We start from the raw sequence: 12,532 nt of genomic DNA, 5'->3' as shown, positions 1-12,532 counted from the left end.
ATAGCAATTAATTTACGCAGTTTAAAATATAATTATTTTTACAAAAAAGGCACCAGTTTTAGCGACTAGTGCCTACTTATATATTATTTATTTAAAACGAAATGGAAATATGATTAATACCAGCCATTAGCTTGCCAAAATTGTTTAGCTGCTACCCATGAGCCATAGCGACTTGCCACGTAATTATCAGCTACACGTTCTTGATTAGCTGCGGAATAATCTCCATTTAAGTAAGATGATGATAATTGATACTTACCGATGTATTGGCCATTTTGTGCACTGTATGAGCCACTAGATTCGCGGTTAGCAATCCAAGCTTTAGCACTGGATTCTGAATCAGATGCAACTGCGGTATAGTTAACACTACTATTATCTGCATTGCCACTTGCAACTACTTCTTGAGATTGCGTTTGAGTTTGTGCTGGGTAATATCCTTGGTTAACATACTTTGCCTTTACCCATTGGTTCTTGCCCAAGTCATACCACTTATGACCATACTGATCATAAGCAGTTTTAATGACTTTCCAAGAAGAATTACTTGGTAAAACTTGTCCAGTAGCTTCAGGTTCCTCATAACTGTTCCATACACGAATTTGATTTCCCTCGACATAATTTACAGTTACAACTGCTGCATCATTTTCAACGATAGCTGCGTGAACTGTGTTTGTTTTTGCACTGTTCATCACAGCAACGCCTGAAGCGGATAATGCTGCTACTGCTGCTGATTTAACTAAGATCGATTTTACCTTCAAAAAAATTCTCTCCTTATAAAGTTTCATATCTATACTATTCCCATCAAATTGAAAAATAAAAATCTACTTATCAATTTGATTGTCTATATATTACAGTGTTTTAATTGCAGAACAATAACAGAACTATCACTCCCGCTTTAAGAAAAGATTACTCTGTTAAAAATTCTTGTCACATTTGTAACATTTAATTTATAAGCATATTTTTAAGCAAAAACGCACAAGAACAATGATTTGAGATACAATTGCTTAGTCTAAAGACTCGTATTTGCATTAAGCAATTTAGTATAAAGGTAACTATTTTTGCAACACAATTGAAAAATACCTTTACAAAACTATCGTTGTTTTTTATTTAAAGTGCTATAGTTAAGCTAAAAGTTTTACTGAAGGAGGGAGAATAATGAGTAAATATCTCGTTAAGTTGGATGAAAAAGACTGGCAAATGATCAAAGATTGTCATACTAAGAATCTTTCAATTATGGAGGCACTGGATGATGCTAAAAAAGTAGAAGAGTAAGAGTTTCTCAAAATTTTATTGTTTAACATGAGAGCACTTATTTTTTATTGTAAATACACTAAAACAAAAAATGTGGAAAAGCGGCTAAAGGAAAATTAATCCTTTAACCGCTTTTTAGCATGTGATCAATTAAAATTTAGTATTTTTAAATAAGTTAAAAATATCTTGAGACGTATTAGCAGCCTTTAGCTTAGTAATAAAATCTTTATGTGTTAGCAATTTGGCCGTATTTGACAAATATTTTAGGTGCTCATTACTGTCAACTTGTGGAATTAAAAATGAAATTACCGTATCAATTTTATGCCCATCCAATGATTGCCAGTCTATTGGATGCTTTAATTTAAGAATTAGCATTGCTGATTTTTCAATTGCAGCTGATTGAGCGTGCGGAATTGCAAAACCATCTGTCATACCCGTCGAACCTTCTTGTTCACGGTTAGTGTAACTAGCATAAACTTTTTCACTATCATTAGCTAAATTATTGTTAACTGCAAAATTAGCTAAATATTTTAAAGCCTCATCACGAGTTGATATATCAACATCTGTTTTAATATTTCTTATTTCTAAGATATCACTCGGATCAAATGTTTTCTCATTTGTTGCTGTTGTTTCATTTTTTATTTTGGAAGAAGTAGGTATCACAACATTTTCAGTGGATATTGCATCCTTTTTGGCAAAACGAGAAGCAATCAATGCCAATAAAGCACCGGAGATAATTGAGCCTATTACAATCCACAAAACCCATAAAAGTGGTTTATTAACTAATGGTAAAACGATAAAACCGCCATGAGGTGCAGGCACACTTATCCTGGAAATATAGGTAAGAACAGAAGCTACAGCTGAACCAATCATAAATGCGGGAATATTCCATAAAGGATGTTTAGCAGCAAATGGAATAGCTCCTTCCGTAATATGGGTTGAACCAAGTAGGAAATTAACATAACCAGCAGCTTTTTCACTCTTAGAATATGCTTTAGGATTCATTAAAACAGCAAATCCTGTGGCTAGTGGTGGGGCAGCAATACATGCAGCAGAAACACCAGCCATGAAGTAATAATTACCTTGTGCAAGTAAAACAGTTCCCGTTACATAGGCAGCTTTATTAATTGGCCCACCGAAATCAGATGCGCACATTATTCCGACAATGATTCCAAGTAAAATCGGATTAGTGTTTTCAAAACCCTTGAGCCATGTCATCATACCTACATTAATCGCTTTAATCGGTGTATTTAATAAATACATGATAGAACCAGTGATTAAAACTCCTAGAACTGGAAATAGGAAAATTGATTTTAAGCCGCGAAACTTATCATCTGGTAATGGTTTAAATAATTTTTGTAATCCCCCAACTACAATTGTTGCTAAATAGCCACCAACAATGGCGCCCAGAAATCCACCACCACCATTAAAAGTAATAAAACCAGCAGCTAATCCGACAACAAAACCTGTTCGTTGAGCCAATGCTTCTGCAATATATGCTCCTAAGACCGGAGCCATCAAATTCATGGTCGTACTACCAACCGTGTTTAGCATGGCCGCAAATTGATTGTATTCACTGCTCTTAGGATCAGCCGAATTAATTCCCCAGAAGAAGGAAATTGCGATCAAAACACCGCCTGCAACAACAAATGGCAACATATGCGATACACCATTCATTAGTGATGTATACAATTTGTTTCCTACACTTTGGTTATTTTCACTAATCATATCAGAATTACCCGAATTTTGACCTTCTTTATAAATAGGAGCATTCAATGCACGATTGATCAACTTTTCGGGTGCCTTTAATCCATGAGCCACAGGAACCACAACTAATTTTTTACCTGCAAAACGATCAGTATCAACATCTATATCAGACGCAACAATTACAGCTTTAGCTTCTCTTATTTCTTCAGCTGTCAAATGATTTTCAACCCCAGTTTGTCCATGAGTTTCAATTTTGATCGTATAGCCAAGCTTTTTTGCGGCCTTTTCCAAGGCCTCTTCGGCCATAAAAGTATGCGCAACACCAGTAGCACAACCTGTTGCACCTACCAAATCATATTTTGTCATATTACTTCATCCCTTCTTTTACTGAAATCTGTGGTAATAATTCATCTAAATCAAACTCAGTTAAGCCAATTCTACTTGCAGTGTCGCTACCTGCCGCCACCGCCATCTTTAAAGCTTCTTCAACTTGTTTGTTTTTTTCTAATAGAGCAATAAAAGTTCCCAGCATTGTATCGCCTGCACAAGCCGAATTGACTACTTTGATTTTGGGCGCATTGGCAAATAAAATATGATTATTATTAATCAATGCTGCTCCTCGCGCCCCTAAAGAAACCAAAACATTTTTGCAACCACCCGCCAATAATTTTTGTGACAATTCTACGATCTTCTTTTTAGTTAATTTTTCTTTGCAGTTAAAAAGTTTTGCCAATTCTGCATCATTCGGTTTTAGCAAAAATGGCTGAAATGGCAAAGTATCAAGAATTGCCGGGTAACTACTATCGATAACCAACTTAGCTTTCTTATTCTTAGCAATTTTAGCAATCTCAACCAAAATATTGGGTTTAATTCCCTTGGAAAAACTTCCAGAAATCACTACAATATCATTAGTTACTAAATTGGTGGTTAGATACTGCAAAAATTTATCCTGAACGGTTTGATTAATTACAGGTCCCGGATTTACCTCTTTATATTCAGTATTTTCGTCAATGACATTTGTAAAAACATTAACTCTAGTTGGTTCCTTAACTTTAAAAAAATTAGTTTGTATACCTTTTTCTTTTAATCCAGAAACGATATAATCCAATGTAAAACCACCGCCAATACCAGTAGCAACACTAGTGATACCCAACTTTTTCAAAACAAATGAAACATTAACCCCTTTACCATTAGGTTGTAACTCGAATTTTTCTGTTCGATTAACAACTTGAGGTTTTAACTTCCTTGTCACAATTACTAAATCAATTGCAGGATTTAAAGTTACTGTATAAATCAAAGCTCTCTTCTCCTTTTTCTTGCCTTTTGCTTTATTATAAAGATAATTTAGTGTAACGATTTTCTTAAATGATAGCGTTTACTATAATAAACAGAAAAAGTTTTACAAATGAGGTAAATCAATGCCAACTAAAGAACTCAGTTCTGCTGAACTTCACTTATGGAATATTGTCGAAAATAATCCTGAACAAATTGCAAAAATGTCAATAGTTAAATTAAGTCAATTCGCAAATGTATCTACTGCTACAATCGTACGCACAATGCAAAAAATGGGTTATAGCGGTTATACTTCTTACCGTGAATCTTTGAAACTAAAGAGTAAATCAAACTCTGCCTTTAGCGTCTTAAATGACGCTGACGATAAAATCCGTCATGTTATTACTAAAAACGAAATTGAGATGAACAATACTCTCCATAATCTCAGCTATAGCACAATTGAAGACAGTATTTCATTGACTAAACAAGCAAAAATTGTCTTTATTTTTGCTCGCGGTCTCTCAGAATCAATTGCCAATGAATTAATGGTTAAGTTGCAGTTAACTGGGAAATATTGCGAATTTCATTCTGACCCAAATATTATTAAAACTATGGCTAGTAAAATTAAGCCTAATGCACTTGCCATTTTTATTACCCTAAATGGCGAAACCGAAGAATTAGTTGCGGCAGCAGCCATTTTGAATAAAAATGAAATACCAATTTTAACTTTTACTACCAATCCAGCTGGAAGTATCATGCCTTATTCCACCCTGTCATTTATCGGATATATGTCAAAAACAAATTACTTTCCTGAATATGAGGTGCGTTCACGTTTACCTTTGCAAATTATGACACGTATTTTTAGTGACGCCTATTCTGTTAGAACTGACTTTTATAAAAACAAATAAAAAAACACGAAGTTATTTAAATAACTTCGTGCTAGTAATTTATATAGTAAATTTCAAAATATCTGTTCTTAACTAGAAGCTTTTATAACATTATTCAACTTCTAACTTATCATGCCAAGACTTTGCTCCTTTGAGTGCTTTGTTTAAATTTTCAATATTTTCTTTGCCTTTAGTTGCAAGCCATTTGCGCCCTGCTTCTTCACTTTCGCCTGCAAATGGTTTAATTGCTGGTTTCCACGTAGCTCGGCCGCAAAGAACACCATTAAATTTTGCTCCCACATCCTCAGCCATTTTAATCTCAGCAATAAACTCTTCGCTTGTCACACCAGCTGATAAGAAGATATAAGGTAGATCGGTTGCTTCGGATTGTTTTTTCAATAATTTTTTAGCTTCATCTTGAGTATAAATAACGTTGTTATCGCCATTAAAGCCTTCAACATACTTAAGATTAAAGGGAATTTCCACCTTTAAAACCGTCACATTATATTGAGGTTTTGAAAATTCTTGCATGGTTGCAATAACTTTAGCAGCCTTAACTTTAGCAAAATCTTCACTCTTAGCATCAGTAATCTTGGAATCATAAGTTAATAATTCCAAAAATAATGGCAATTCGTTGGCCTTAGCTTCTGCACCAACTCTTTCAACGAATGCTTTCTTCTTGTCATTAATTTCCGCACCCTCATCAGGATCGTAATAAACCAAGAACTTTATAGCATCACCGTCTTCATTTTTTATGCGCAGCCCTGACTGGTTGGCAATTAAATCTGGCATTCTACCAGGTTCAGTAGTGTCATATCCAGTCTTTTCATATGATAAAAGCAATCCACAATTCTTATCTCTAACTTTAGTAGCCGGAAGACCATACTCAGGATCTGTCAATATTGAAGAAGCATAAGGCGTTAATTCACTTGAAACTGCCTTTTTAAAATCAATAATTGTTGTTTCATCTGCTGGCTTATTAGCAGCAGCAGCCAACATTTTTTTTAGTGATCCCCGTTGATCAATAGCTAAGGCACTAATTACACCATCTTCAGTTGATAAATTAGCCATATGCTTAGCAACAGTAGAAGTAATTGTTCTCATTATATATCTCCTTTGATAATTTTTTAATCGCACACAATTATTATATACTCAAATTACTAGCTTTAAAAGCGGTACCAATCTTTGTGTAAAGCTTTACAGATGATTTATTATTTTAGAAAAACTTTACTCAATACTGTATCTAATCTATTTGAATTTCAACATTTTTATTCCTAAAATTGACAAGACTTGAATATTTATTTTGTGTTAGAATTTAACTAATAAAAAGTTAACACAAACGATATTGAGGTGTTTCTTATGACATTTACCTATACGCTAAGATACATGTTGGATCCACAAACAAATACATCAGAAAAAAGGCAAAAGTTACTAAATTTTGTTAAAAAAGCAAAAATTGATGATGTTGCGTTTTTTATTAATGGAGAAGAGTTGAACCATAGTCACCTAACTACAAATGAGACTCAAGTATGGCTTGATGCAATTAAACCTATGCAAAAAGAGTTAACGAGATTAGGCGTCACAACTAGTTTAAATCCTTGGACTACAATTATGCATTCAGATAGAGGTTATCAGGTCAATCCAACAATTGGATTCAAGACTTTTGTTGATCTTAATGGTTATAAAGCAAAAGATATGGCTTGTCCTGCTGATCCCCATTGGCGCAAATATATTTGTAAAATTTACGCTCAATATGCCAGTCTCCATCCCCATCGTCTTTGGCTTGAAGACGATTTTCGTCATTACAATCACTCACCACTCGGTTTGATGTGCTTTTGTCCATACCATATGAAGTTATACAAACAGAGATTAGGTTTTACAGAATCACGCACAGATTTCGTTAAAAAAATTCTCCAACCAGGAAAAGTTACCAAAGAGCGACAAGTTTATCTTGACCAAGCTCGCCAAGAAATGATTGAAAATGAACATTTAATTGAACAGGCAGTGCATAAAGTTAGTCCAGAAACCGATTTGGCTCAAATGACTTCCTATCCTGACTGGCACGCGCTTGAAGGACGGAATTGGCAAAAATTGTTTATTACACAAGCTGGCTCAGGACATACTCCAATTGCTCGTCCTCATCTGCCAGCTTATAACGAAGTAGCACCATTAAAATATGGTCGTGATTTTGAAGCATATACTCGAATTACTGCGGCTTTTTTAGGAGAAAAAACTGACCTTTATCCTGAATTAGAAAATTATATGTACTCACCACTAGTTAAATCACTATCTTTTACAAAGTTTCAGATTATCACATCTATTTTGGTGGGTAGCAAAGGTATTTTGCTTAACCTGTTTGATATGATGGGCAATGGCATTAACGACTCTTGGCATTATGCTGAAATGCTATCTGAAATCAAGCCGTTTATAACTGAGCTTTCAAATAACCGCTTGTCCATAAACCATTTACGCGGCATTAAGGTATTAGTCGATCAAGATTCTAGTTACAGTCTTCAAACCCCAACAGGTAAGGACATCACTGAGCTTTTGCCACATGAAAAAAACTGGGCCAGTTTGCTTGGATCTTTTGGTTTCGCCACAACAATCACTACCGTTAATTCGGAAAGTCAACTAAATAATGAAACTATTGCTATATCTGGACAACTGCTGCGTAACTTTTCTAGTGAAAAAATTAATGATCTATTACGCAATAACTTTGTTTTACTTGATGGCGAAAGCGTACAAGTACTTTTAGATCGTGACTTAAACAGTTTATTACATATTAAAAAAGCAAGATGGCACAAATGTAGAACAGCTTATCAATCATACGAACAAGCAGACGGATATCGAATTAATAATGTTGTCAATCCACGAATCACGATGCTTCAACATACTGGTAATTACTTAAAACTTGACTATGAAAAAAATTCTCCTGTTGAAATCTGCTCTAATGCATACAACTCAGTAGGAGAAAAACTGGGTAATTTTATGACTATAGTTAACAAGAGAACAATCATTTTACCGATGGATCAAGATCCTAAATACGGTTGGGAATCTCAATATACTACTTATAAGCAAGAACTTTTGCAGCAAATGATTAATCAGATTCATTCCGTTGATTATTTAATTGATATGCCCAATGTTAAATTAAATATTCAAGATGATGGTAAAATTGCGTGGTTAGCTAACTTTACTTTAGACAGTTACAAAGAAATTAGATGGCACTTGTCTCATCCTTTATCTGAAGATAAGGTAACCGTTATTAAACGAAAAGGAAAATCCTTTATTTGTAAAATGTTATCAATTAAAGTCAAAAATAATATTGCTACTATTTCCACCAAACTTAATCCACTCGAAACAATTCAATTATTGTTCTAATTTGTGTAAAAATAAAACCTGATTTTCTTTTCAAATCAGGTTTTATTTTTATTTGAGTTTTTATTTTTTCATTTTTGCTAACATTTTGGAAATATCGACCATACCAGCTTTTCCAGCCGTAATATAATCAGAATCCATACCGTTCATTTGGCTATTAAGCCATTCAATAACTAGGGGTAAATTCATTCCTGCAATCAAATGGAGCTGTTCACCAGCCATAATCAACTGGCTAACCACATTAGCTGGTGTACCACCCATCAAGTCAGCAAAAACCGTAATATTTTCTGGATTAACACCAGCAATTTCTTTTTCAAATTTTTGCTTAAAATCATCTGGTCCTTCTGATGGAAGTAAACATACAGCGTGAACATGTTCTTGTTCACCCATAATTAATTCAGCACTAGCTTTTACTCCCTCAGCCATGTCTCCATGACTAATTAAAATCAATTCATTTTTTGCCATTTATATTCTTTTCCTTAATAATTAAATTTTTGCAATAACACCAATACCGCCTAAAATGACACAAAGTACTAACACAATTAAAATTGCCTTAGTTGAAGTCATCCCTTTCTTTCCAAGCAGCCAATATACAAAGGCTACCACAGCCGCTGGCAAAAGTTTCGGAATAATCATATCAAGATTATTTTGAACATTCATGGTAACCTTGCCTATTTGTGGCACCCAAGCAAACTTGATATTAACCATTGTAGCCACTAGCGCACCGACCATAAATACTCCCAATACGGTAGCAGAATCAGTTAAAGCATTTAAACTATCACGCATATCAGTAACGAGGGATACTCCCTTATCATAAGCAAAATGTAGCTGTTTCCACCGGAAAACACAGATTAATAAACTGGCAATTACCCAGATAACAACACCGATGGGATTGCCTTGCGCAGCCATTGAAGCTGCCAAAGCACCAAAGATAGTTGGAACAAGGGAAGCAAAGATCGAGTCCCCAATAGCAGCAAACGGACCCATCAATCCAACTTTCAAACTTGTAACTGTATCCTTACCCTCAATTCCTTCATTCTCTTCTACAGCCAAATCAATACCAGTGACAATTGTATTAAAAAAGTTAGAGGTATTGAAGAACTGCATATGAGTTTTCATCATTTCTTTCAATTCTGGACTATCATCACCATAAATTTTTCTTAGCTGCGGTAAAATTGTGTACAAATAACCACTATTTTGCATTCTTTCATAATTCCACCCCAGCTGAAAACCGAATAATGACCTACGGTTAATTTGCTTAAAATCTTTATCCGTTAACTGATACTTTGGTTTAGAGTTCGTCATCAGTGATCTCTCCTTTATTATCATCAATTTTTGAGCTTGCATTATCACTTGAGGCCACGACATTCTTAGCAGCCGCTTTATTAATTGGAATACTCTTATAGTGCAGAATTGCTAAAGCTAATCCTATCATGGCTATTGCTAACATTGGAAGTCCATTGAAAGTGGCAGTGAATGATTTATTTGCAGCAGCAACTCCAGCACCTAAAGCTTGAATGTTAGAGAAAATAACAGAGAACAAAGTCGTAATGGTAAATCCTAGTATTAAATAAGCAATATGCTTTTTAACTGGAAGATAGCGTAGCAATATCGCAAATCCAACTGCTGGAAGTGTGGCACCTGCAACAGTTAACCCAGTACCTAACCACATTAAATCACCATTTAGTGCATTAGCAATTGTTTGAACTAAACCACGTCCAAACGCCAAGGCAATGAATACTGGTACTGCACGAGATAATGACCATGGGATTGCACCGTATAAAACATTTCTTTCAACCGCACTATAATTTATTTTATCCTGGTCGATCAAATGGTCAATTCTATGCGCAAAATATGTATTAGCAAATCTTGCCAAAACATCCAACTCAACCATAATTGCTGCAACTGGTACTGCAATTGATGAAATAGCCGTTTGGGGGCTCATGCCCCTAACGCTAGTTGAAAATGCAGTCGCTAAAACTGTTCCTGTTGTTGCATCTATCTTTGAAGCACCACCAAAAGTACCTACTCCTAAAACCATTAACTGCATTGATGCTCCAATGATTAATCCAGTTTGTAAATCGCCCATAATTATTCCTGCAATCAAACCTGCACCAACAGGAGTGTTCAATGATGAATAAATCTGCAACTCGTCAAGAATTTCTAAACCTGCGTATATTGTAAGCAGTAATATTTGCCACCAAACCATTTTCTTCCTCCTACTTCATTTTTTCATCAATCAGTTTCATTAAATCATGCGCATCAACGCTTGGATTAACTTGAGCTATTAAATTTACTCCTTTAGCGGCAATTTGTTTAAAAATTTCAACATCATTTGAACTGATATTAACCTGTTTGGTTAACTCAGTAGTGTCCTCTTTTTTAGACATATTCCCAACATTAATCGTTTCAAGATTAACACCTAAGTTAAGAAGATTGAGAAATTTTTGTGGCTTTTTTGCAACAATGAAAATTCGCTGATTACCATAACGATCCTTATTTAAATGATCCGCCGCAACCTCAGTTGGTAAAACGCTTAATCTAGTTGTCATTGGCGTCGCCATTCTTAAACCACTTTTTTGAATGTCATCCTTTGCCGCCGCTTCATCAAGAATGATAATTCGTTCTACCTGCAACTTAGGAGTCCAAAGATTGGCTACTTGACCATGAACCAAGCGCTCATCAACTCTTGCACCCACAATATTCATATATACCTCCATCTATACTAAGTAAACCCTCACATTATTATAAAGCGCTTTCACAATTACATAATAAGGTACCAACCAGTTTTTGTCAACAAATAATTTATAATAATTAAAGTCTTAACATTTTACTGGTTAAAAAATTCTTACAATCACTCATTCAAGTGCCTTTTAAAATTGGTGGATTGTCACCCCTTTAACGACTCGGTTAACTGTGCCAGTTGGCGATGGCGTATCTGGCTTATTACCCACTTTAATTGAGGTCAACAGTGCTAGCGTCTGACCAAACATTATATCTGGCAAGGCCAAATAGGCATTGGGTAGCAAATTTTTTTCAGCAAAAGTGAATGATTGTCCGTCAAAGTTTTGGCCCTCTTTTTCTTGACCAACTGCCATAACAAGCGGCACAATTTGATCATCTTTGATCTCATTTAAGATATCCAAGTCGTATTGTCTGGTATAAGAATTATTTGAGACAAAATCAAAAACAATTGTCTTTTTGTCCAAAAATGACTTTGGACCATGACGAAGCCCCATTGACGTGTCAAAGAGGGCAGCTACTTTACCAGCAGATAATTCCAAAATTTTCAGCCGTGCTTCTTCGGCAAGGCCACCAAGACTACCACTTCCGATATAAGTGATACGGTTAAAATTAGTATCAACGATCGTTTGTATTTCACTTTCCCGTTCAATGACACTTTCGCCCATTTGGGCAATCTGTTCAATTATCTTACCCTTTTGCTTATCAGCCATTTGGTCAAAAACGAGCAGGGTTGCAAGACTCATACACGTAAATGAGCCGGTCATCGCAAAGCCTTGGTCGAGCGATTTTTCCGGCATTAGCAATACTAGTCCGCATGGATCACCAATCAGGTCTTGGGCTAACTGGCCAGCAGGCGCACAGGTAATGGCAATTTGATACAAGTGCTTGACCATTTTTTTGGCTAATTCAACCGTTGCCACCGATTCAGGCGAATTACCACTGCGTGCAAACGAAACTAAAATCGTTGGTGTTTCTGGTTCAAGGTAATCTTCTGGCGTAGATACAATTTTAGTGGTATCGATAGCTTCGAAGTTATACTTGCTGCGATCGCCGTGCTTTTGCAAGTATGGCATCACGGTATTGCCAACATAGGCACTAGTTCCAGCGCCAGTGAAAATAACCCGTACCTTACTCCATTGTTGGTTAATTTTAGCTAAAAAAGCCGAGATTTCATCTTTTTTATCCTGGTATATTTCCCATGTTTCCAGCCATAATTTAGGTTGTTGCTCAATTTCACGAGCCGTGATTTTAGCATTCATTTGTTCTAATTCTGCATCTGTTTTAGTAAACATTTATTTTCC

11 protein-coding genes are annotated in these 12,532 nt (G+C 35.4%); 2 read left to right on the top strand and 9 right to left on the bottom strand.

The window, feature by feature from the left end; genetic code table 11:
* Positions 1 to 113 precede the first annotated feature (113 nt).
* The 3 genes from F5ESL0246_RS01500 to pfkB all read right to left on the bottom strand — a co-directional run bounded on the left by F5ESL0246_RS01500 (position 114) and on the right by pfkB (position 4,249).
* On the bottom strand, positions 114 to 752 hold the full coding sequence (locus F5ESL0246_RS01500; RefSeq protein ID WP_122017795.1) for a hypothetical protein: 639 nt from the start codon (positions 750 to 752) through the stop codon (positions 114 to 116).
* Between the two features lie 643 nt (positions 753 to 1,395).
* Complete coding sequence (locus tag F5ESL0246_RS01495) at positions 1,396 to 3,318, bottom strand: fructose-specific PTS transporter subunit EIIC (protein WP_122017794.1); 1,923 nt, start codon at positions 3,316 to 3,318, stop codon at positions 1,396 to 1,398.
* Position 3,319: 1 nt separating this feature from the next.
* Positions 3,320 to 4,249: a 1-phosphofructokinase gene (gene pfkB, locus F5ESL0246_RS01490; RefSeq protein WP_122017793.1), complete on the bottom strand. Its 930-nt coding sequence runs from the start codon at positions 4,247 to 4,249 to the stop codon at positions 3,320 to 3,322.
* Between the two features lie 121 nt (positions 4,250 to 4,370).
* On the opposite strand from pfkB, the gene F5ESL0246_RS01485 reads away from it, so the two are divergent.
* A complete protein-coding gene (locus F5ESL0246_RS01485; protein ID WP_122017792.1) occupies positions 4,371 to 5,132 on the top strand; it encodes a MurR/RpiR family transcriptional regulator in 762 nt (253 codons plus the stop codon).
* A 90-nt stretch (positions 5,133 to 5,222) separates the two neighbouring features.
* Here the strand turns inward: F5ESL0246_RS01485 and F5ESL0246_RS01480 are convergent, their stop codons facing one another.
* The gene (locus F5ESL0246_RS01480) at positions 5,223 to 6,215 is read right to left on the bottom strand and encodes a tagatose 1,6-diphosphate aldolase (RefSeq protein WP_122017791.1); all 993 of its coding nucleotides are present in this window, start codon (positions 6,213 to 6,215) and stop codon (positions 5,223 to 5,225) included.
* 255 nt (positions 6,216 to 6,470) lie between these two features.
* On the opposite strand from F5ESL0246_RS01480, the gene F5ESL0246_RS01475 reads away from it, so the two are divergent.
* Entirely contained in the window at positions 6,471 to 8,489 is a 2,019-nt protein-coding gene (locus tag F5ESL0246_RS01475; protein WP_122017790.1) for a hypothetical protein, read from the top strand.
* A gap of 60 nt (positions 8,490 to 8,549) precedes the next feature.
* On the opposite strand, the gene F5ESL0246_RS01470 is transcribed toward F5ESL0246_RS01475, so the two are convergent.
* The 5 genes from F5ESL0246_RS01470 to F5ESL0246_RS01450 form a co-directional block, all read right to left on the bottom strand.
* Positions 8,550 to 8,951, bottom strand: coding sequence for a PTS sugar transporter subunit IIA (locus F5ESL0246_RS01470; RefSeq protein WP_122017789.1), 402 nt, complete (start codon positions 8,949 to 8,951; stop codon positions 8,550 to 8,552).
* Positions 8,952 to 8,972: 21 nt separating this feature from the next.
* Positions 8,973 to 9,791: a PTS system mannose/fructose/sorbose family transporter subunit IID gene (locus F5ESL0246_RS01465; RefSeq protein ID WP_122017788.1), complete on the bottom strand. Its 819-nt coding sequence runs from the start codon at positions 9,789 to 9,791 to the stop codon at positions 8,973 to 8,975.
* Complete coding sequence (locus F5ESL0246_RS01460) at positions 9,778 to 10,695, bottom strand: PTS sugar transporter subunit IIC (protein WP_122017787.1); 918 nt, start codon at positions 10,693 to 10,695, stop codon at positions 9,778 to 9,780. The genes F5ESL0246_RS01465 and F5ESL0246_RS01460 overlap by 14 nt, the downstream gene beginning before the upstream one ends.
* Before the next feature lie 10 nt (positions 10,696 to 10,705).
* Positions 10,706 to 11,194 (bottom strand): PTS sugar transporter subunit IIB, encoded by a 489-nt coding sequence (locus tag F5ESL0246_RS01455; RefSeq protein ID WP_122017786.1) that lies wholly within the window; start codon positions 11,192 to 11,194, stop codon positions 10,706 to 10,708.
* 165 nt (positions 11,195 to 11,359) lie between these two features.
* Positions 11,360 to 12,523: an SIS domain-containing protein gene (locus F5ESL0246_RS01450; RefSeq protein ID WP_122017785.1), complete on the bottom strand. Its 1,164-nt coding sequence runs from the start codon at positions 12,521 to 12,523 to the stop codon at positions 11,360 to 11,362.
* Between the last annotated feature and the right edge of the window lie 9 nt (positions 12,524 to 12,532).

Source organism: Lactobacillus sp. ESL0246 (assembly GCF_003692965.1).
Lineage (GTDB): Bacteria > Bacillota > Bacilli > Lactobacillales > Lactobacillaceae > Lactobacillus.
The sequence above is the reverse complement of the archived record's forward strand: the minus strand, read 5'-3'. Positions and strand labels throughout refer to the sequence as shown.